The organism is Lysobacter sp. Root690 (genome assembly GCF_001427785.1).
Lineage (GTDB): Bacteria > Pseudomonadota > Gammaproteobacteria > Xanthomonadales > Xanthomonadaceae > Lysobacter.
Genome location: NZ_LMHM01000017.1, coordinates 400,786 through 421,461, shown reverse-complemented (window position 1 = coordinate 421,461; position 20,676 = coordinate 400,786). Strand labels below are relative to the sequence as shown.

17 protein-coding genes are annotated in these 20,676 nt (G+C 64.6%); 11 read left to right on the top strand and 6 right to left on the bottom strand.

Annotated features, from left to right (window positions below):
• Window positions 1-2,487 (bottom strand): hypothetical protein, encoded by a 2,487-nt coding sequence (locus tag ASD86_RS22400; RefSeq protein WP_056116071.1) that lies wholly within the window; start codon window positions 2,485-2,487, stop codon window positions 1-3.
• 1,065 nt (window positions 2,488-3,552) lie between these two features.
• Here ASD86_RS22400 and ASD86_RS22390 point away from each other — a divergent pair.
• From ASD86_RS22390 to ASD86_RS22350, 9 genes are all read left to right on the top strand, one after another.
• Complete coding sequence (locus ASD86_RS22390; protein WP_056116065.1) at window positions 3,553-4,344, top strand: hypothetical protein; 792 nt, start codon at window positions 3,553-3,555, stop codon at window positions 4,342-4,344.
• Entirely contained in the window at window positions 4,322-5,134 is an 813-nt protein-coding gene (locus ASD86_RS22385; RefSeq protein ID WP_082578627.1) for an ankyrin repeat domain-containing protein, read from the top strand. Before ASD86_RS22390 ends, ASD86_RS22385 begins: the two co-directional genes overlap by 23 nt.
• Window positions 5,127-7,286, top strand: coding sequence for a type VI secretion system tip protein TssI/VgrG (tssI, locus tag ASD86_RS22380; RefSeq protein WP_056116059.1), 2,160 nt, complete (start codon window positions 5,127-5,129; stop codon window positions 7,284-7,286). Before ASD86_RS22385 ends, tssI begins: the two co-directional genes overlap by 8 nt.
• Before the next feature lie 10 nt (window positions 7,287-7,296).
• A complete protein-coding gene (locus ASD86_RS22375) occupies window positions 7,297-8,667 on the top strand; it encodes a DUF2169 domain-containing protein (RefSeq protein ID WP_056116056.1) in 1,371 nt (456 codons plus the stop codon).
• A gap of 11 nt (window positions 8,668-8,678) precedes the next feature.
• Window positions 8,679-9,647: a DUF4150 domain-containing protein gene (locus ASD86_RS26205; protein ID WP_082578626.1), complete on the top strand. Its 969-nt coding sequence runs from the start codon at window positions 8,679-8,681 to the stop codon at window positions 9,645-9,647.
• Entirely contained in the window at window positions 9,644-10,159 is a 516-nt protein-coding gene (locus tag ASD86_RS22365; RefSeq protein WP_157477021.1) for a hypothetical protein, read from the top strand. Before ASD86_RS26205 ends, ASD86_RS22365 begins: the two co-directional genes overlap by 4 nt.
• A 118-nt stretch (window positions 10,160-10,277) precedes the next feature.
• Window positions 10,278-11,393: a hypothetical protein gene (locus ASD86_RS22360; protein ID WP_056116050.1), complete on the top strand. Its 1,116-nt coding sequence runs from the start codon at window positions 10,278-10,280 to the stop codon at window positions 11,391-11,393.
• 17 nt (window positions 11,394-11,410) lie between these two features.
• On the top strand, window positions 11,411-11,887 hold the full coding sequence (locus ASD86_RS22355; protein WP_056116049.1) for a hypothetical protein: 477 nt from the start codon (window positions 11,411-11,413) through the stop codon (window positions 11,885-11,887).
• A 33-nt stretch (window positions 11,888-11,920) separates the two neighbouring features.
• Window positions 11,921-12,922 (top strand): hypothetical protein, encoded by a 1,002-nt coding sequence (locus ASD86_RS22350; protein WP_056116046.1) that lies wholly within the window; start codon window positions 11,921-11,923, stop codon window positions 12,920-12,922.
• Between the two features lie 124 nt (window positions 12,923-13,046).
• On the opposite strand, the gene ASD86_RS22345 is transcribed toward ASD86_RS22350, so the two are convergent.
• The 4 genes from ASD86_RS22345 to ASD86_RS22330 all read right to left on the bottom strand — a co-directional run bounded on the left by ASD86_RS22345 (window position 13,047) and on the right by ASD86_RS22330 (window position 16,695).
• Window positions 13,047-13,907: an NmrA family NAD(P)-binding protein gene (locus tag ASD86_RS22345; RefSeq protein WP_056116043.1), complete on the bottom strand. Its 861-nt coding sequence runs from the start codon at window positions 13,905-13,907 to the stop codon at window positions 13,047-13,049.
• A gap of 237 nt (window positions 13,908-14,144) precedes the next feature.
• The gene (locus tag ASD86_RS22340; RefSeq protein ID WP_056116041.1) at window positions 14,145-14,462 is read right to left on the bottom strand and encodes a hypothetical protein; all 318 of its coding nucleotides are present in this window, start codon (window positions 14,460-14,462) and stop codon (window positions 14,145-14,147) included.
• Between the two features lie 45 nt (window positions 14,463-14,507).
• Window positions 14,508-15,668, bottom strand: a complete 1,161-nt coding sequence (locus tag ASD86_RS22335) for a C1 family peptidase (protein ID WP_056116038.1) — start codon at window positions 15,666-15,668, stop codon at window positions 14,508-14,510.
• A gap of 394 nt (window positions 15,669-16,062) precedes the next feature.
• Window positions 16,063-16,695: a TetR family transcriptional regulator gene (locus ASD86_RS22330; RefSeq protein WP_056116035.1), complete on the bottom strand. Its 633-nt coding sequence runs from the start codon at window positions 16,693-16,695 to the stop codon at window positions 16,063-16,065.
• A 130-nt stretch (window positions 16,696-16,825) separates the two neighbouring features.
• Between ASD86_RS22330 and ASD86_RS22325 the strand changes: the two genes are divergently transcribed.
• Together ASD86_RS22325 and ASD86_RS22320 are read left to right on the top strand one after the other, a co-directional pair.
• Window positions 16,826-17,482: an O-methyltransferase gene (locus tag ASD86_RS22325; RefSeq protein ID WP_056116032.1), complete on the top strand. Its 657-nt coding sequence runs from the start codon at window positions 16,826-16,828 to the stop codon at window positions 17,480-17,482.
• 24 nt (window positions 17,483-17,506) lie between these two features.
• A complete protein-coding gene (locus ASD86_RS22320) occupies window positions 17,507-18,373 on the top strand; it encodes an SDR family oxidoreductase (protein WP_056116029.1) in 867 nt (288 codons plus the stop codon).
• 203 nt (window positions 18,374-18,576) lie between these two features.
• Here ASD86_RS22320 and ASD86_RS22315 read toward each other — a convergent pair whose 3' ends face one another.
• Complete coding sequence (locus ASD86_RS22315; RefSeq protein WP_255357310.1) at window positions 18,577-20,664, bottom strand: peptidase domain-containing ABC transporter; 2,088 nt, start codon at window positions 20,662-20,664, stop codon at window positions 18,577-18,579.
• Window positions 20,665-20,676 lie beyond the last annotated feature (12 nt).

Below are 20,676 nucleotides of genomic sequence, written 5' to 3'. Positions count from 1 at the left end.
TCAGACCGCGGTCACGAACAACACGCCCGCATCGTCGCGGCGCCACGGCGTCGTCGGCGCTTTCTGGCCGGACTTGTACACCACCGTCTGGCGGTATTCGTAGAAGCCTTCGCTGTCCTTGCGCAACAGGATGTCCATCAGCGGCACCGGCACTTCGATATCGACGCTCTGGTTGTTCTCGCCCAGCACCACCCGGCGGTTGCCGCGGAACTCGACGATGATGTTGAGGATCGGACCGCCGGACGAACCAGTGGCGATGTTCTCCAGCACTTCCGGCGCGGTCATTACGGTGACGGCGCGGAAGGTTTCCTGATCGATCGTGTCGTCCAGGGTGTATTTGAGGATCGCCTCGCCGTCGGGGACGCTGCGCACCGAAGCGGTGTTGAAGATCGCATCGGCCGGCGCGCTGCCGCTCAAGATATCGGTGGGCTGCACGGTGAATTGCAGGCTTTGTTCGGGTTCGACCTCGACCGGCTGGCTCAGGTCCAGGCCTTCGATTCGGCCGACCACCAATCCTTCGCCGCGGGTGATCCAGGTCGGCAGCTGGGTGATGCGCAGCTTGCTCTCGGTCGCGTTGAGCAGCTTGACCGCGACCGCGCCGGTCTGAGGATCGGGCGTTTCGATCGACTGGAACAACTCGCCCTCCATGTCGGCGAAGTTGAGCTTGACCGGCACCATCACGTTCTCGTTGATGCCGGTGGTCACCACCACGCTGCCCTGCAGCAGGTTGGAATTGGACGCGGCCATCAACACGCCGAACACGTCCTGGAAATCCTTGAACTCGAAGCGCTCGTTGACGGTGAAGCCGTTGTCCCAGTCGATCGTCGCGGCCACGGTTTCCGAACGCACCGCGCCGTTGCGCAGCACCGCCATCTGCAGGCTCGACTTGGCGCGCAGCAGGCGCAGTTCGAATTCGCGATTGGGATTGGCCGCGCTCGCCGGCACTTTGTCGGCGAGGTCGCGGCGCGCGGCGAGCAGGCGCTCGCCGTCGGTGACCGGACGCACTTCGCAGGTCAGGTCGACCATCACCTGCTCGGCGTTGTCGCCCTGATCGACCTGGAACACCAGCGAGGGTGCATGCGGCGCTTCGCTGCGACGCGCCAGCTTGAACGCGTCGGGCAGGTAAAAGATCCGCGCCGGATCGTTCAAGTCCTGGAAATACGCATGGCTGCGACCGCTGCCGGCCGGATAGCGCAGCGCATGCACGACCCAGCGGCTGGCCTGCGGCCCGTTGGCGCTGCCGGCCGGGTACAGATACGGATGCAGCTGCGGTTCGAAGAACAACGCGACCGCCCAGTCCTGCACCTGGTTGGAGATTTCGTAACGCGTTTCCGGCGCGGGCGGCGGCGGCACGTCGTCGGGCATCGGCTCGGGCTGGACGATGATCGGGGTGCCGTCGAAACGGCGCGCCTTGATCGTCGAGATCGGAATGCGCGACACCGGTGGCTTGACCCCGACCGCGCGCATCGGTGCGATGCGCATCGGCTCAAGCGAGGCCGACATCTTGGCGGTGATGCCTGGATCGAGCGTCACCGCCGGCTTCGCCACCATGCTCGCATCGACCACCGCCGCGCGCGACATCAACTGCGCGCTTTCCAGCGGCGCGCGCGCCAGCTGCATCTGACCCTTGACCATCATCAGCTGACGCTTGGGCACGTCGGGCGCGGTGCCCGCCGGCAACGGCACCGCGACGGTGAAGCCGCGCGACAGCACCAGCTTGCATTGCGCGTCGTTGCTCATGAACGCGCGCAGCAGGCCGTCGCGATCGGCCAGGCTCAGCTGCAGCATCACCACGCAACCGGTCGCGTCCTTCTGCACTTCGCCGGCCGGCAGGCGTTGTTCGATCGCGGTGCCGGGCACGCGGTAGGTCACCGATGCGCCGCGCGTGACTTCGAGCATCTGCGCGGTGCGCGCGGCATCGGCGATCTCCGGCGCGGGATAGGTTTCCAGGCCCAGGCTCACCGCCCACAGGCCGTTCTGGCCTTCGGCGACGGTGACTTCGTAGCGGCCGTTGGCGTTGCGCAGGCGATAGCGCGGCAGCCAATAACGTTGCTGCGGGTTGTTCGGACTTTCATACAGGCAACGATCGTCCGGAGTCTGGGTGGGGCTGATCGGGTGCTGCGATTCACCGCGACCGAAGCCGCCGCCGCTCTTGATCGGAAACAGGTCCGGGCGCAGGTCGTTCAAGCGCGGGCGCAGGGTGCGGCCTTCCAGTTGCGCGACGATCGCCGGCTGCGCGCGCAGGATCGCCGGATTGACCCGCACCGCGCCGGGAATGAACGGCGGCGCCACGCGCACGGCCGGCGCGGGCGCGGCGACAGGCGGCGCAGCGGCGGGCGGCGGGGCGGCCGGCGGGGCGACCACCACGGCCGGCGCGACCGGCGCCGGCACCACGATCCCGCCGGGCAGCTTGATCGGCTGCGCGGCCGGCGCCGGACGGATGCCGGCGAGGACCTGGTTGATATTGAGCAGTCGACCCAGCGGCATGCGTTTCTCCTTGAAAGTTCAGCGCGGCGCGCTGTTCGGCCGAACGCAGCAGCGCCCGGTCCGGTCCTTGATGTGGATCGATGCGCTGTCCGCGCCGATCACCCCCGAGTAAACGAGCGTGCAACGCCGGGCAGGACATTTCAGGAATGAAACGTTTTTGCTCGCCGGGCCGCGGCGAGCGCCGGGGCGGAGCCACGGGCACGAGTGTTCGGCGCAAGGGCCGATTCGCTTTCAGCGCCGATCGCCCCGCCTTGGACGGCGGGTTCGGCCGCGGATCAGTGCGGGATCAAGGCAGGATCAATACCGAATCAGCGCGCTTGCGACTTGCCTTCGACCAGCCATGCCTGCGCTGCCGCGAGCACCGGATCGGATGCGTCGCGATCGGCGAACACCGCCGTACTCAGCAGCAGGGTGCCGCCATCGGGCAATGCGATGGCTTCGTTGGAAGTCGAGCGTCCGTCGCTGGGTTGGCCGAACGAACGCGCACGGGCGCGGCCGCTCCCTGTCGAGCGGATCGCATATCGACCGCCATCCACGATGGTCGACGCGAAAACGACCTTCAGGAAACTCGGACTTTTCTTACAGCACCGATCGTCCACCGCGATTAGATTGACTTCTCCCATCGGCGGCTGTCTCGTTGGGACGCAGCCGCTGTTTTCATCGCAAAGTGCCGTGGAATCTCAGGCGGCGCGAGGACTTTGTCCGATCCTGTCGCCCTTTAAATTCGAATCTCGTCGCAACCAGACCGCAAGTGGACATTCAAAGACCGGCCCATTCAGTATTTTCAGCTGAACGGAATCTCCACAGCACTCTAGGCTTGTGACACGCAGCGCATCAATTGGCACATTGAAGCGCTGAACCCCAATATGTTTCTGCTATAAACGGTTTACGGCCCGCTCGGTACTCGCAGCGTCCGCCTGCAGTTCCTTATTAATGTCGTATGGATGCGATTAATGACAAAGGGATTATCTCGCGGCCCGCAACGGCCGCATAAGGACTGCACGCCAACAGCCGCGTTGGAAGCCTGTCCGATATGCGCCCATCGTCCCGATACGACGATGCTCGATGGCGGAGACGCGCATGTCCGCTGAAGGTGCCATGGTGGTGTACGGCCGCGGGGGCGACCTCGGTAGTTTCCGTGCTTTCGCCGACGATCTGGCCAGCACCGAGCTGTCGGCGATCGACCCCAAGCGCATTTCCCTGCATTCGGCCGAACGCCGGGACGCGTTCTTCGCCCTGCTGTTCGGTTCTCGCCTGGGCTACAAACTCAAGGCGCTGCATATCTATTCGCACGCCTTTGGCTCCGGACTGGCACTGGGCTACTCGGATCCGGCGCTGTATCAGGATCGACTGCGCGTCGCCATGCGCGGCCGCTCGTCGTACCTGACCACCCTGCAGACCGAGGCCGGCATGATCTTCACCGACGACCTCATCCGTAGCCCGTATACGCACTACCGCGAGCGCATCCGCAGCCTGTTCGCGCCCGGCGCGATCGTCAAGATATGGGGTTGCAACGCCGCCGTGCCGAACTGGATCTACAGCGACACCGATCGCAACGGTGTCCGGATCACCGATTTGAGATCCACTGCCGACGCCCCCTATTACTGGCGCGCGCTGCACGAATCCAATCCGGTCAAACCCAGCATCGCCCAGGCGTTCGCCGATTACTTCCAACTCGACACCTACGGTGCGACCAGCGGGTCGAGCACCCAGGTCAGGCTCGGTGGCAAGTGGGTCACCGCCACGCCCAAAGGCCTGATCAATATCCGCGGCAAACTGCGTTACGTGCAGGAACGCGACGTCATGCGGCTGAACCCGGGCAAGGGGGGCGCGTATGCCGTCCATCATCCGCGCTAACTCGCCGCGCCGCCGCGTTGGCTTATTCGCCGCGCTGATCGCGCTGATCGCGCTGATCGCATGCTCCCCGCGAAGTGCGCCGCTCAAGTCGGCCGTATCGATCGCTTCGACCACGCCTCGATCAACGGCCGGACCCGCGGCCGCGTCGACACCGGTCTGCCGGGCGCTAACGCATGCTCAGGCATCTACCGGAACCACCTCCAGCCCATGGTTCGGCGAAGCGGCCGCGGCCATCTTCCGATCCGACCCGGACACCGTGCTCACGCTGCTGACCAAGGTGACGGACATCGACGAGCGCAACAACCACGGCGAAACCCTGTTGCTGCTCGCAGTCAGTTCGTCCATGGCCGAACCGGGACAGCCGCTCCTGCCCGAGCACGACCGCGTCGCGCTATTGCAAAAACGACAACGCGCACGTCTGGCGATCGTGGCCGCATTGCTCGCGGCCGGCGCCGATCCGAACTTGGCCGACGCAGGCGGAAACACGCCGCTGCTGCGCGCGACGGCGTCGTTCCACACGCCCGCGCATGCGATCGCCCTGCTGCAGACGCTGCTGGACCGGCATGCCCGCATCGACCATCAGGACGATCGTGGCTACACCGCGTTGATGCAAGCTGCCAAGGGCTCATCCGCCGAAGTGGTCGAATTTCTGCTCGTCCGCGGCGCCGATCGCAAACGACTCAATTGCGAAGGCCTCAGCGCATTGGCCATCGCCGTCGCGAATCACCACACGGACGTCGCCCGCGTACTGCGGGCCGCAAACCAGCCCCGGGAGAACGGCAATGGCTGATACGAATCTGGGGACCATCGGGTCCCTGCTCGACCCTCAAGCCAATCGCATCATGTACCTGCGGTTTCCTAACAGCGATGGACCTTCTTCGCAGTTGCTGGTCGACCAGCTCGATGCGACCGAGGGCTTGTCGCAGGACTTCCGCTTCGTCGTCCAATTGCTATCGCACGATGCGCGCATCCCGACCAAGGACTTGATCGGCAAGATGGCCACGGTCGAACTGGCGCGCGACGACGGCAGCCCGCGCTACTTCAACGGCTACGTCTTCGAGTTCCGCAAAGTACGCGCCGACGGCGGCTGGGCGCGTTACGAAATGGTGCTGGGGCCGTGGCTGGCATTCTCCAGGCTGCGCAAGGACTGCTTCTTGTTCCACGACAAGTCCGTCTACGAAAGCACCGTTGAAATCTTCGACGACTATGCCGTGCGCGATTACAAATTCCAGCTCGGCGGCGGCGACCCGCCGATCACCCAGGCCATGCAATGGGAGGAGTCGGATTACAACTACCTGCACCGACGCTGGGAATCGCGCGGCTGGTACTACTGGTACGAACACCGTCTAGATGGCCACAGCCTGGTGCTCGGCGACGATTCCGCCCGCGCCAAGCCGATCGACGGCGAACAGCGAGTCCGCTTCCACGACTCCGGCGGTTCGCAGGACGAGGACGCGGTGGCGGAATGGTCGCCCGTGCGGCAGATCACCCCGACCCAGTACGCGGTCACCAGTTTCGATTTCAAGAATCCCAAGCCGATCGCCGCCAGCACCAACACCGTCAACCAGCAGGGAGACGTGCCGGCTCTGGAGGTGTACGAACACACCGGTGCTTACGGGTTCAAGAGCGCCGGCGAAGGCGAAAGCCTGGCCAAGCGACGGATGGAGGAAATCGAGGCGCAGGCCAGACGCTTCGATGCCGCGGGCAATTGCAAGCGCATGCAGCCCGGCCGCTGGTTCGAGTTGCGCGATCACTACGATCACGACCACGGTACCGAAGAGGACCGTCAGTTCCTCGTGGTCGAAACCCACCACATCGCTTCCAACAACTATCTGAGCAGCGGCGTACCGGCCTACTACGCCAACCAGCTCACCGCGGTGCGCAAGAAGATCCCGTGGCGCCCCGGACGCAACCTCAACAGCGAAGAGCCTCGTATCTACGGCGTTCTCAGCGCGCTGGTAGTCGGCCCGGAAGGCGACGAAATCCATTGCGACGAGTTCGGCCGCGTGCGCGTGCAATTCCATTTCGACCGCGAAGGCCGATATGACGAAAAAAGCTCGTGCTGGGTCCGGGTGGCCTCTACCTGGGCCGGCGAGCGCTTCGGTTTCATGGCCGTCCCCCGCATCGGCCAGGAAGTACTGGTGCAATTCCTGGGCGGCAATCCCGACATGCCGATCCTGACCGGCCGAGTGTTCAACCAGGACAACATGCCGCCCTGGGACCTGCCGGCCAACAAGACCCAGACCGGCATCCTAACCCGCTCCAGCGGCGGCGGCGGCTACGACAACGCCAACGCGGTGCGCTTCGAGGACAAGAAAGGCGAGGAGCAACTATGGATCCACGCCGAGAAGAACCAGGACATCGAAGTCGAGAACGACGAGACTCACTGGGTCGGCCGCGACCGCAAGAAAACCATCGATCGCGACGAGACGGTGCAGGTCAAACAAGACCGCACCGAAACGGTGGATCGCAATGAAACCATCACCGTGCATGGCCAGCGCACCGAAACGGTCGACAAGAACGAAACCATCACCATCCACCAGAACCGCAGCGAGCGCGTCGACCAGAACGAGAAGATCAGCATCGGCCAGAGCCGCGAAGAGGACGTCGGCGACAACGAAACCCTCAATATCGGCGGCCACAAGCGCGAAACCATCGCCATGACCAACATGCAGAACGTCGGCCTGGCCAAGATGACCAACGTCGGCCTAGCCTACAACCGCAACGTCGGTGCGGCGTTGGTGTCACTGGTCGGCCTGAGTCGCACTGACCGCATCGGCAAGAACTACAGCATCACCGTCGGCGACAGCCTGACCGTCCGGGTCGGCAAGTCGGTGCTGGTCATGAAATCCGACGGCACGGTCACCTTGAACGGAACGAAGTTCAATTTCTCCGCATCCGGGCCGGTGGAAATCAACGGCAAGGACGTCGACATAAACTGAGATCCCACTGATGCTGTTGCGCAATCTGACTCCATTCGATGTGCTTTGCTATGGCGCACTGGCGCCCGACGACCATGAGAACCGCGTCGTCGCGATGAAGGTCGGCTATCGTTTACTGCCGGTGGACGGCGAGCCGGGACGTTTCAACGCGCAAGTCATGGATCGCGATGCCCTTGAACTCGTCACCGCCGATACGTTCTATGGCGAACCCGGCGAATCCAGCACGCGCCAGGAAAGTGATCTGGCTCCGTACAAACCGCGCTGCGACGTGATCGTCAACGGCCATGCGCACGCGCCCGGCGGGCTGTTCGCGCGCCACTGGGATGCGCGCATCCGGGTAAGCGCGCCGCTGCCGCCGCTGGACATCGCGGTCGAGCGGCCGCGTCCGCTGAGTCCGGGCATGGCATTGACCGCGCAGCAGCAGGCGCAGTGGCGACAGGCACTCGAACTGGCAGAACAGCAACGGGCGGACGCGCCGACCCAACACGTCCTGCTCGATAAGACGCTGCGCGTGACCGGCCCCCGCGAATTCCGCCGCCGCGGGCTGTTTACCGGCTGGCGGCTCACCCCGCCCACGCCGGTCGATCGCGTTCCACTGCGTTGGGAGTACGCATTCGGCGGGCGCAGCGTGGTGCGCAATCCCAAGTACGTGGAGGGTTCGACCGCGCCGCGCCACGCACTCAATGAGGTCTGCTTCAGCAATCCGTTGGGCAAGGGCTGGATGGACGGCCGCTACCTCCAGGCCGCGTTGGCCGCGGGAGACGGCAAGATCAAGCGCATGCCGGCGCCGCAGATCGAAACGCTCGACGCGCCGACGCGGCAACTGATCTCGGTCAAGTTGCCCAAGGGCGACCTGCCCGCGCCAGCGATGGCGAAGGTCGCCCGGGAATGCGGCAGCGCGCCGGCCGGTTTCGGCGTCGTGGGCCGCGCCTGGGCGCCGCGTCTGGCGCTGGCCGGCACCTACGACGACCATTGGCTCGAAACACGCTGGCCCGGGGTTCCGCTCGACATCGATTACGGTTACTGGAATTGCGCGCCGCCGGATCAGCAGATCGCGTTCCTGCCGGCCGACTCACGGATCGAGCTGTGGCAACTGACGCCGGCCGAGCTGACCCCGCGCGGCGGCCTGACGGTCGATCTGCCAGGGCACCGGGCCTTCGTGTTGCTGCGCCTGGTCAGCGGCGCGTTACTGCCCCTGATGCTCAAGACCGACACGCTGATCGTCGACACCGACGAGATGACACTGCAGTTGACCCACCGCCTGACCCTGCCGCGCGATGCGCAGATCCGCGTCGCCGAGGCGCGTTTCGAAACCGACCCGGCCGCGCCGCTGTTGCGGGCAGGCCCCGAAGTCGGCGCGCCGGTCGCGGAATCGAGCTAGGAGAACCGACCATGGCCAAGGATTACACCGCGCGCAAGCAATCGGGCTGGAAAGTAGTCAGCCTGGCGCCTGACGTGTGCAAGACGCCGATGGGCAGCTCGGTGCCGCCAGTGCCGTATCCGGTGATCGCCAAACTGCAGCAGACCGTGCAGCCGACCAGCACCGTGCGGGTGAATTCGCACTACGTGGTCCTGTTCGACGCCAGCAAGACCCCCAAGACCATCGGCGACGCGCCCGGTCGCGCCAACGGCATCAAGAGCGGCACGGTGGAAGCCGATTGCTGGCCCAAGACCCGCAGTTCCACGGTCCGCTTCGAAGGCCGGAGGATCATTCGCCACGACGACGTCTTCTGGATGAACGGCCGGCACAAGGGCAGTCCGTCGAGCAAGGGCCCCTGGACCAAGGAATGCATCATCCGGATCTTCTGCCCGCAGGACAAAGACAAGATCGATCTGCTGGCCAAGACCACATTGAAGTCGTCGAAATCGATCACCTTCATGGACCAGGAGTTCGACGGAAAAGCGTGGCGCAGCAAGCCCTTCCATGCCGGCGGCAGCTCCAGCAGCGCGGCCAAGGAAATCGGCGTGCTCGACGGCGACAGTTGCGAAGGAGCTGCGCAGACCTTCTACCACGAGCTCACCCACCAACAGCAACGCGGCATGTCGTGGAACGACGCGGAAATCGACGCTTATACCCGTACAGAGCAATGGGCGATCGACAAGGGTTTCCAGGGCAGACCCAAACTGCGCACCACCGATGCCAGCGGCAAGACGATCCCGAACACCAAGGCGATCTCGGATTTCGTCACCGCCGAGTATCCCCTGGGCATTGAAGAAATCATCGCCAGCGGCGCCGACGCGGGCAAGGTCAAGTTGACCGACGGCACGATCCGGGCGCCGCAAAAAGGTGACGTCGTGCCGGGACCGCCAGACGTCAAAGGCCAGCGAACCGTGAAAACCTCCGACTGGAAATGCCCATGATGGACACGTCCGACCTCATCGCCGTCAAAGCTCTCGGCCCGCTGCCTCGCAGGCACAGACCCGACGCTATCGGGGCCATGCTGGTGTGCTGCGCCACGCTGTTGGCCTGCGGTACGCCGATTGCCGCAGGCCCCACCCCGTCATCGACACAGGTTCCCGCTCAGATGAACGACGATAAATCCGCGACCTTCGACATCGCCGGCAAACGCTTGGTGCTGGACGAGTCCGAGCTCGAACTGCTGCGCAGCCTGGCGGTATCGGCGCTGGAACTCGACCAGACGCATCAATCCTTCGCCGCCGAGTTACGCCAATCCAACCTGTGGCGCTTCGGCGAGGCGAGCCGATTCGGGCAATGGATCTTCGAACTGCGCCACGATTCGGTCGCGCTGGTGCGTCATCCGCCACGCACCGCGGTCATGCGCATGGTCGTGATCACCTTCGCCAAGGTCGACGAAAGCTGGAAAGTGCATTCCGTCGCCGACGAACGCGTGCAGGCCGCACCACAACGCTGATATCAGGATGCGCCACGCGAGCCATACAAGGAGAGTTGGATGAGCGTCGAGCCACGCATCGCAGGTCGCAATCGTTCGCGCCCGCTCGACCGGCTGTTGCCGGTCGAGGAGAACGGCGATGACCGGTAATACCCTAGGCAAGGCGGTCGGCCAGGTCGGCCGGACCAACAAGCCGGCCTTGCAGGCCAATCCGCCGGTACAACCCGAGGTTGCGCAGGAAAAGGGATTCTGGGGCAAGCTCGGCGACTGGTTGAGCCAGCAAGGCCAGGATTCCAAGGCCGCGTTGAACGATCCCGTCGGCGGCGTGATCGGTGCGGCCAAGGACATCGGCAACACGCCCACCGACGGCTGGAATCTGCTGGCGGCCTCTACCGCCGCGGGCCTGTCGACGCAGATGGACGAAGCGGCGATGTGGGCGAGCAATCCGGCCGACCAGCAGGCCGCCAGCCAACTGGCCGAGCAGGCGCGCAACAACGTCGCAGTAAATGCGGCATCGATGTCGGTGTCCTCGCCGTTCACGATGAATTCCGCCGCCGAGCGCGGCGGCGCGTTGCTGGCCAATCTCAACCCAAAGCGACTGCTCGGCGGCGGCGCGAAGAAGATGGCGCGCGAAGGCGGCGAAGCCCTCGAGCACGCCGCGGCCAAGCACCTCGACGATGCACCCACCGCGCATGCGCCCGACGGCCCACCGAAGACTCCCGACGATCCCCCGCCCGCCACCACCGGCGGCAAGATCGCAGGCAAGAAAGCGCTCAAATGTGGGCAGAAGGGCTCCTACGGCAAGCTGCAAAAGTTCGACGCCGAAAGCGTGGGCATGGAGCGCGACCACATCCCGCCCCAGGCCGCTCTGCTCGAGCAGGCAATGCGGCTGGCGCGCCGGCAAGGTATCGATCTGGGCGTGGAGCAGAAGAAGGCGCTCGGGGAGCGGATAGGACGCCACGCGTTCACCGTCAGCGTTCCCAAGGAAATTCACGGCGACGGACTGACCAACAGCAATCCCAACAACAAGCACGGCGCGAGCGATCTGCAGAAAATGGCACGCGAGGAAGGACGCCAGCACCGCGAGACCATGCGCCGCAGCGATAAACATCACAAATGCCTCGCCGCCCTGCAGAAGGCGACCGGCGAAATCGGAAAAATCACCAATGCGCAGTACGATAAATTCCTGAGCAAGGTGCTGGACGATTTCAAGAAAGGAAAGAACACCACCAATCCCTGGAAAGGGATTCTTTGACACCCGAGGGCAATTGCATGGCCACCCCCGCTCCGACCGAGTTCATCGCCGCGCTGGACAAACCCCACACCAGCGCCGAAGGCGCGCGTTTGCTGGAAACGCTCGGCCTTGCCGAGGCGGACCTGCAACCCGATCCGCTCGACGAGGTCGGCGGCCGGGTCTACGAAGACAAGAGCCGTGCGCTGCAGCTCGAGTACCAAGACGAAGGCAGGCGGCGCGAGATCGCCTATCACGACATCGGCGAAGGCCCCTGGGTGCTGGTGCAGGTGTTCCTGCGCTCGGCTGTCGCCGGTGCCGAGGCCTATCCGGGGCCGCTGCCCTACGGCCTGCACTTCGACATGAGCAAACAACAGCTGGCGCAATTGCTCGGCGCGCCGGACTCCAGCGATCCATACGTGGAGACGTGGCAGAAAGACGGGCACCGCGTGCTCGTCAACTACGAGCCCAAGAGCGGTGCGATCAAATCGGTCGGTCTGCAAGCGCCCGTGATGTAACACCGCCGACTTTCCAGGACGGACCGCCTCACCATGTTGCGAATTCAGCGTTATGCCGAGCACTTCGGTTCGCTCGCCACCGACGACGGCGTGGAAGCCATGCTGCGCGAACTGGGCGTCAAGCGACGTCCGATGCTCGGCGATCCGCCTCGCAGTCCGTACGAAGCCGTGCTGCAGATCAAATCGCTGGGGATGCTGCTGTCGTTCACCGAGCGTAATTACTGGGAAAACCTGCCGGAGAACCTGCACGGCAAAAGCGACGAACTGGTGTTCACCAATATCTCGGTCACCTCGGGCATTCCGGGGCGGATCAAGCCCTACGACGGCGAAATGCCGTTCGGCTTGGACTGGAACGATACGCGGGCGCAGGCACGGGACAGGCTGGTCGCGCAGGGTCATGGCGATGTGCTGCACGCCTACAAGCGCGATGCGTGGTGGTTGGCCGACTATCGATTACGCGTCACTTATCAGCCCGGCGACCTCGGTCAAGCCGAGCAAGCTGGTCTCTACGACATCAGTCTTGGCATCGCGATGCCGGCCAGCGATGCGCCTTTCGTCGCGGCGGATTATCCCTCGCCCGAGCAGATCCGCGACTTGTTCGGACGGTCGGCGCACAGCGAAGAGTTTCGCCGCGCCTTCCGCGACTTCGATCCCGACGGCCTCGTCGCCGCGGTCGAGCACGAGGCGGTGAACCGTAAATGCGAATTCGGCTTCGAGTTGTACTTCGACCCGCGCCACCGCGCCGACGACGGCACCCCTGCATTCGTCGGTCTGGACATGGTGCGCGATCGTCTCGGCGACTCACGCCCATGGCTGGGCGGGTTGCCGTCAGGCCTGGGTTTCGACGATTCGCCCGCGGTGTTGCAGGAGAAGATCGGACGCAAGGCCGATCAGTGGCAAGAAAGCCACACCTGGGGCGTGGCCCGCTGGTATTCGCCGGATCAACTGCTCTGGATCAATTTCGACACCCTGGACAATCGACTGGAATCGGTAAGCCTGCTGGCGCCGGGGTATCGCGACGATCTGCGGAAATAGAGCCGATTGCGCGTACGCCCAAGGCTTCATCCGACGGGTCGACGATGCTCTGCCTAATCGATCGGGCAACGACAAAAGCGCGCGTGGACGATGCCTCAAACCATCGCCCGAGCGACGGCCTCTATCAGAAGCGATCGACCAATCCCTGGACATAGGCCTGCAAACTGACCTGTCCGCGTACTGGGTCGTGCGCGGGCCGGTAACTTTTATCCAGCGTAACCGCGGTCATATCGGCATACGACTTCGCCGCCGCCTCGGAAAATCCGAGCTTTTGATAGGCGGCCACCCATTGCGCGCGCGGCACCACCTCGACTTCGACCTCGCGACCCAGCGCTTGCGCGAACGCGTCGGCCACGTCGGCGGGCGAATACGCCCGCGGGCCTTCGACGTGATGCATGCCGGTGTTCGCGACCGGCTCGGTGATCAGATCGGCCGCGACGCGGCCCAAATCGCGCGGCGCCACCATCGGCAGGCTGAAGTCGGCCGGATAGAAGCTGAGCACCTTGCCGTGTTCGCGCGCGCTGTGCAGCGAGGCGTCCCAATTGCTCATGTAGTACGCGGCGCGAATGACGCTGAAAGGAGTTGGCTGCGCGCGCAGGGCCTGCTCCATGTCGTACAGGATGCCGAGGTCGCCGCTACGGTCGCGGTCCTGCGCGCCGTAGGTGGATTCGGCGACGATCTTCTCCAGGTCCGAGCCTTCGATCGCGGCGAGGATCGCGCGCAGGTTGGCTTTCTCGACCGCGTCGGTGTCGGTGGCCGGGGCGGCGGGCGGATTGAGCAGGAACAGGCGGCGGCCGCGCTGCAGCAATCGACGCAGTGCGTCGACGTCTTGCACGTCGACGACCGCGAACCGCGCGCCCCTGCGCTCCCAGGCCTCGCGCGCCGACGTGTTGCGCGACACCACCGTGACCGCTTCGCCGCGTTCGAGCAGCGTCTCGGCCAAGGCCGAGCCGACATGTCCGGTGCCGCCGAGGATGATGTGCATCGTGGCTCTCCATCACGGGTGATGGCGCAGCCTAACCAGGCGCGCGTAAGCGTCGGGCAATACTCGCGTGAAGGGAATGTAGGGTTGTGCAGCGATTACTCGGCTGCATGCGCGATCGATGCGTCGCATCGTGCGGGAGCGACGATAGCGGTGAAGTTCATTCGAACCGGGCGATCGCTCCACCCGGAACGGTTATGCGAACGTGCAATCCGGACACGTTATCTGAAGGTGTCGCGCCTAGACTTTCTTCGCCCGGTGAATCATCGCCCCGAGCGGCGGCATCACGAAGTCGTTGCGGATCGGGCCGGTGAGTTGTTCGAGTTGATCCGACAAGGCTTCCTGGATCGAACGCAGGCTGCCGCGGCTGATGCCGAGTTCCTGCACGAACAGACTCGGCATGTCTTCGACCACCGAGGGCAGATAGGCCGCGTCCTTAATGCCGATGCGGTTCAACAGCCGGACCAGCTCCGGCGGCGCATGCAACACCTCGTCGACGACCTTGACGCCAAGGTCGTCGCAGGTGGTGTGCAGCAGGCTGTCGCTGACGATTTTCATGCGGCCTATCCTACCTCCGAGGCGGATGACAAGCTAAACCAGCTTCTAGAGCGCAGCGTACTCCAACAGATAGCGGTCGACATAGCTCGCCGAGACCTGACCGTAACCCGGCTGCGGTCCGTGGACCCCAGGCGCGGGCAGGTTGGCGCCCCAGCGCTCGGACCAGCTGTTGCGCAGGATGAAATAGCCGCCGGCCGGTTCGTCCGGATCGGCCGCGAACCCGGTCAGGCAGACCGCGTGCGCGCCGTCCATGACCGCGGTCGGCGGCGGGTCCAGCACCTGCCCCAGGTTGACCGCGATCGCGGCATCCCAGTTGCTGCGGCCGCGGCCCATCGGATCGACGAACACCGGCAGGCTGACCGCCACCGCGCGCCCCTGTCGCAACAGCTCGAGGACCGGAACAGCCGCGGCGACCGGCGCATCGACATGCACGCCGGCATCGACCGCGCGGGCCAGCGCATCCTGCAGCACCGCCGCGGACGGCCGGTCGGGACCGCCGTGGCTGATGTTGTCCGGGTCGAGCTGCTGCTCGTATTCCCACAGCGCTTCCTCGGCGATGCCGTGCGAGGCCAGCACCGCCAGCGCGAATTGCAGCCAGGTGCCGTCCTGGTCCGGCAAGCCGTCGTCGCCGTGGGTCTTGATCGCCCAGTACAGGAACTGCTCGGACAGATCGATGCGCTCGCCGCGCCGGCAGCGTTCCAGCTCAACCAGGGCCGCGACCGCGAACGCAACGCAGGTACCGCGATTGCCCTGATAACGCACCGGCCACGGCAGACCGGCGCGCACATCCAGCGACGTGGTCTGACTGACCCGCGGATACACGGCGCCCGGCGTCGCGGTGGCGTCGCTGTCGAGCGGCACTGCGTGGCCGATCTGCCACGGCGAATTCGCCGGCGGCCGCGCGCCGCGCAGGAACCGGCTGTCGTCGCGCCGTGGCTCCAGTTCGATCGCCGCCAGTGCGGCGTTCATGCGCGTATACGCGCCGCCAAACGAACGACTGAGGGCGAAGCTGACCCGCGGCGCATCGACCAGACCATTCGCCGCCAGTCCGGGGAAATCACGCAACAGGCTGAGAACGCGCCCGGTATCGCGCGCGCCGGACTGCTCCAGGGTCGCCAGGCTGCGTCGGTCGATCCCGTGTTCCTGCAACGCGGCGAGCACGCCGGTGTAGGTGCGCGATCGCAGCAGGGTCGATTCAAATTCCATTTCGTACTCCTTCCTTGGTGACTCGAACAAGCAGGCGATGGATCGGGCGACGCGAAGGCGCTCGGCGGCGATGACGGACGATGCAGTTTCGGCTGGCCCGATCGAACACGCCGACATTCGAGACGGTGAGCGATCACGCCGGGCAGTCGCCGACGCCGCGATCGCGGCGCGATCACCATGCATGCATCGCTTGCGGATTTTTGCAGAAACGGCCCGGCAAAAGCCGCCGTGCCCGCCACAGCGAACGCAATCCGCGATGGGCGTCACCTATGCGGCGGGTTGCGGCGCGAATCGCCGACTGAATGGCTGCCATCGCCATCTGTCATACGCCGATCGCATGCGACCAACGCAGGCCAACGATCATCCGCCGGCCATCGGATCGGTGGGCGAAACCTCAGTCGCGCGCAATCTTCTGGAGGTACGCACAGAACATGTCCCCCATCGCGTCCGAATAGACCTTGATTTGCGCGGCCGTCGGCGCGGTGGTCGAGAATTGCTTGCCGACCGTACTCAGCGTCGTGGCGATCAGATCGCCGGCGAGCTTGCGCTTCACCGCCGACGCATCGGGCAAGGCCTCGCGCATGAATTTCTGAAAGGTCTTTTTGCCGGATGCGCGCGCCGCATGCGTTTCCGGCGCGTCGCGGTACAGCGGCGCGGCATCGTTGAGCGCGCCGCGCATCTGCGCTTCATCGCATTCCGATCGGATGAAGGCATGCACCAGCATGCGCAATCGCAGCAGCGGCGCGTGTTCGGCGTCCTCGAGAATCACCCGCAGCAGGTCGCCGGTCTGCTTCCACTCGTCCGATTGCAGGCGGAACAGGATCGCGGCCTTATTGGGGAAGTATTGATACAGCGAGCCGATGCTCACGCCGGCCCGCTCGGCGACCCGCGCGGTGGTGAAACGGGCGGCACCCTCCTCGGCCAAAACGCGAGTGGCCGCTTCGAGCACCGCCGCCACCAGCCCGGCCGAGCGGGTCTGTTTCGGCTGTTTTCTCGAGGAAATCCTGGGGCTTGGTCGGTCGGTCATGGCGCTCGAATGGTCGTGAGGAAATGCGAATAGTGAATGCGAGGGATCAATCGTATTCTATCAACACGACGAATTAGTCGCATTTTTCAACGCGCGCCGCAAGGCGCTCAGCCACGATCCGAGAACCCCCATGACCACATTGACCACTTCTCCTTTGGCGCCGTTGCTGGAGCGTTTGTTCGACCAGGCCGACGCCGTGACGAGTCCGGCCTTCAGCGGCATTTCGCGCGACGAACGCGAAAGACTGATGCGCAGCAAGACCGAATACCTGGACCTGTACGGACGCCTGAAGGACCTGTGGCTTCCGGTCTCGCGCGAAACCGGCGCCTTGCTTTACATGCTCGCGCGCAGCTCGCGCGCAAAGACCGTCGTCGAGTTCGGCACCTCGTTCGGCATCTCGACCTTGCACCTCGCCGCGGCGCTGCGCGACAACGGCGGCGGGCGCGTGATTACCACCGAATTCGAGTCGTCCAAGGTCGCCAAGGCGCGCGAACATTTCGACGCCAGCGGACTGGGCGACCTGATCGAAATTCGCGCGGGCGACGCGTTGCAGACGCTAAGCGTCGATCTGCCGCCTTCGATCGATCTGTTGTTGCTCGATGGCGCCAAGTCCCTGTACTTGGACATCCTCGACCTGCTCGAACCGCATCTCGCGCCGGGCGCGATGATCGTCGCCGACAACGCCGACTATTGCCCGGACTACCTGCAGCGCGTGCGCGCGCCGGGCAGCGGTTATCTGTCGGTTCCGTTCGCCGACGACGTCGAACTGTCGATGCGCCTGGGCTGATCCATTCCTGTTCGGAGATTGCACATGCACGTATTCATAACCGGAGCCACCGGCTGGGTCGGCTCGGCGGTGGTCGATGAACTGATCGGCGCCGGTCATCAAGTCACCGGCCTGGTCCGCAGCGAAGACAAGGCCGCGGCTCTCGCGGCGAACGGCGTTCGTATCGTTCGCGGCACCCTCGCCGAGCTCGATGTTCTGCAACGCGCCGCGGCTACGGCGGACGCCGTCGTCCATACCGCGTTCGAGCACGACTTCTCCCGCTTCGCGGAAAACTGCGAACAGGACCGGCGCGTGATCGAAGCCTTGGGCGCCTCGCTGCAAGGCTCCGCGCGACCGTTGCTGGTGACTTCGGGCTTGCTGGGACTCGCCCCTGGCGCGCACGAGACCGATCTTCCGAACTCGGGCTCGCCGAGAAAATCGGAGAGCGCCGCGCGCGCACTGGCCGAACAAGGCGTGCGCGCCGCGACGGTACGCCTCGCCCCATCGGTGCATGGCCTCGGCGATCACGGCTTCATTCCGATTCTGGTCCGTCTGGCGAAGCAGACCGGCGTGTCGGCTTATCTGGGCGAAGGCGGCAATCGCTGGTCTGGCGTGTATCGCCGCGATGCGGCGCGCGTGTATCGCCTGGCGCTAGAGAGTGGCGCGACCTCGCCGGTCTATCACGCCGTCGCCGACGAAGCCGTCGCCTTCAAGGCGATCGCGGAAACGATCGGCAAACGCCTGGGCCTGCCGGCCGAGTCGCGCGACCGCGAGCACTTCGGTTGGTTCGCGATGATGGCCGGCGCGGACATGTCGGCATCCAGCGCCTACACCCGCGAACTGCTGGATTGGACGCCGCAAGGCCCTGGCCTGCTCGCCGATATCGATCAGCCGGGCTATTACGTCGGCTGATCGCCGCTGAACGAGAAGCGCTTTGGCTGGATCGCCGGTCGGCGCGAAACGCCACGCCGGTGCCGCGGCGCCGCAATCGCAACCCTGGCCTGTTGTCGGTGCGCGCCATCGAAACGATACCCGCGCCCGCCAGGCTGGGATTTCGCGCCCTAGCAGCCTGACCAGACCGCCGCAGCTTCCTCGCGGTGGCGCGCATCGGCCGGCTACCGCACACGCCTCAACCCGCCTTCGCGGACCTCATATACCGCGTCGGCCAAGGACACCAACTCCGAGCGATGGGCGACCACGATGCGAGTCAAGCTGAGATCGCTGATCGACTGATAAATGCATCTTTCCGAATCCGAGTCGATGTTGGCCGTGCCCTCGTCGAATATCAATATTTTCGGATCACGGTACAGCGCCCTGGCGATCAGGATGCGCTGCCGCTGCCCGCCAGACAGATTCGAGCCCATATCGCCTATCAGGCTGCTGTACTGCATGGGCATCCTGACGATGTCGTCGTGAATTGCAGCGGCCCGGGCGCAACGATGCACCTGTTCCATATCGACGTCGGGATCGAAAAAACTGATGTTCGCGGCGATCGTTCCCGACAACAAGGTGTCGTCCTGCATGACCGTCCCGAAGCAATCGCGCCAGGAAGAACGGGTCATCTCCATGATGTCGCCGGTTCCCAGGGTTATTCTTCCGCTCGACGCGTCTTCAATGCCGAGCAGGATTTTTATCAAGGTGGATTTGCCACCGCCGGATGGACCGACCAGTGCGACGCAGGATCCCGCGGGCACGACGAGCGAGACATCGGATAAAATTTCCCCGTCGGTTTCGGCATAACGAAACGATACGTTCTCCATCACGATGTTTGCCGCGCCGTCGAGATCGAGGCTCTTGCCCTCGTCGCGTTCCGGATCGGCCAACATCACGTCGTCTATGCGCTGCAAGTTGACGTCCGCGGATTGAAGACCGCGAACGCTTTCCAGAATCGACGCTACCCGATCCCGCAAGATGCCCCGGTAGGCCAGGAAGCCGAACAACACGCCGTAGGACACGCCCAATCCGAAGACGTCGGTTGCCGCAATCAGCAGCACGGCCCATTCCAGCGTGTTTATCGCGCCCGATGCCGCGGCTATGCGGCCATGCATGATGCTCAGGCCCACTCCCGCGTTCAGCGAGTCCATCAACCTGTTTTCCCACAATGCCAGACGCTGCGCTTCGCGGCCCGCCAGCTTTATGGTCTGCATGCCTCTGATCGATTCGAGCAAAACCGCGACCTCGCGGCTCTGCGCCTCGGCCAGGCCCAGCAGCATCTCCCTTTCCTTTCGCCAGAACCTGACGCGGATCGCCACCTCCAGCGCGACTCCGAGCAGAACGACGGCAAACAGGACGGGGCTGAACCAGGCCATCAGCGCGGTCGCCACGATCATGACCAGAACATCGATCGCCAAGGGAAAGGCTTGTTCGGTTATGAACCGCTGTACCGCTTGCACCGCCTGAACCCGCGAGAGTATTCCCGCGGTCGTTCGCTGCCGGTAGTACGACAGCGGCAAGGCAAACAGACGGTGGACGACCTGCAGCGATATTCGATGCACCAACGCCGCGCCGAACTGACTTATCGTCCGCGCCCTTATCCATGCAGAACTGAGCTGAACGAGCAACATCATCGCTATGCCGGCGGCGATGAGCCAGCCATCGCTCCAGCCGCGATTCGCCTGGCCGCCGTCGAGGATGGAACGATATGCGAACGGCAACGACAAAATGGAAAACTGAAACAGGACCGTCAGCCACAGCGCGGTCCAGGCGGTGGCTCGCAGGTTCGAATCGGCAAGCCATGCCTTCCAAAAACGGCGGGGCAATCTGGCGTCGCCCCGGTCGAACATTTCGGTAGGCGTCAGTTCGACCGCTACGCCCGTGAAATGGGGCGACATGTCCTCAAGGCTGATCCGGGAACGCCCCTTGGCCGGATCGGCGATATGCGCGAGCCCTCGTTCGAACCGCTCCAGCACGACGAAATGATCCAGATTCCAATGCAGGATCGCCGGCAGCCGCAGTTCGCTCAATCGATGCAGGCCGACGCGCACCGGCCGGGCCGACAAGCCGAGTCTCCTCGCCATCGAAATCAATGTCCGCAGATTGACGCCGCGAGGCGTGGGGGAAAGGCGTTTTCGCAATACCGCCAGATCGGTCTTCTGCCCCCACGCGGCGGCGATCATTGCAAGGCAGGCCAATCCGCACTCGTTGGATTCCCCTTGAAATATGATCGGGCTCCGACGCCCATGTCGCCGCCAGTTGAATCGCAACTCACGCCTCCG

Coding starts and splice junctions, on each gene's coding strand:
- ASD86_RS22360 (WP_056116050.1), top strand. CDS start 10,278: ATGACCGGTAATACCCTAGGCAAGGCGGTCGGCCAGGTCGGCCGGACC.
- ASD86_RS22330 (WP_056116035.1), bottom strand. CDS start 16,695: ATGACCGACCGACCAAGCCCCAGGATTTCCTCGAGAAAACAGCCGAAA.
- ASD86_RS22335 (WP_056116038.1), bottom strand. CDS start 15,668: ATGGAATTTGAATCGACCCTGCTGCGATCGCGCACCTACACCGGCGTG.
- ASD86_RS22350 (WP_056116046.1), top strand. CDS start 11,921: ATGTTGCGAATTCAGCGTTATGCCGAGCACTTCGGTTCGCTCGCCACC.
- ASD86_RS22365 (WP_157477021.1), top strand. CDS start 9,644: ATGATGGACACGTCCGACCTCATCGCCGTCAAAGCTCTCGGCCCGCTG.
- ASD86_RS26205 (WP_082578626.1), top strand. CDS start 8,679: ATGGCCAAGGATTACACCGCGCGCAAGCAATCGGGCTGGAAAGTAGTC.
- ASD86_RS22400 (WP_056116071.1), bottom strand. CDS start 2,487: ATGCCGCTGGGTCGACTGCTCAATATCAACCAGGTCCTCGCCGGCATC.
- ASD86_RS22385 (WP_082578627.1), top strand. CDS start 4,322: ATGCCGTCCATCATCCGCGCTAACTCGCCGCGCCGCCGCGTTGGCTTA.
- ASD86_RS22345 (WP_056116043.1), bottom strand. CDS start 13,907: ATGCACATCATCCTCGGCGGCACCGGACATGTCGGCTCGGCCTTGGCC.
- ASD86_RS22390 (WP_056116065.1), top strand. CDS start 3,553: ATGGCGGAGACGCGCATGTCCGCTGAAGGTGCCATGGTGGTGTACGGC.
- ASD86_RS22325 (WP_056116032.1), top strand. CDS start 16,826: ATGACCACATTGACCACTTCTCCTTTGGCGCCGTTGCTGGAGCGTTTG.
- tssI (WP_056116059.1), top strand. CDS start 5,127: ATGGCTGATACGAATCTGGGGACCATCGGGTCCCTGCTCGACCCTCAA.
- ASD86_RS22340 (WP_056116041.1), bottom strand. CDS start 14,462: ATGAAAATCGTCAGCGACAGCCTGCTGCACACCACCTGCGACGACCTT.
- ASD86_RS22375 (WP_056116056.1), top strand. CDS start 7,297: ATGCTGTTGCGCAATCTGACTCCATTCGATGTGCTTTGCTATGGCGCA.
- ASD86_RS22320 (WP_056116029.1), top strand. CDS start 17,507: ATGCACGTATTCATAACCGGAGCCACCGGCTGGGTCGGCTCGGCGGTG.
- ASD86_RS22355 (WP_056116049.1), top strand. CDS start 11,411: ATGGCCACCCCCGCTCCGACCGAGTTCATCGCCGCGCTGGACAAACCC.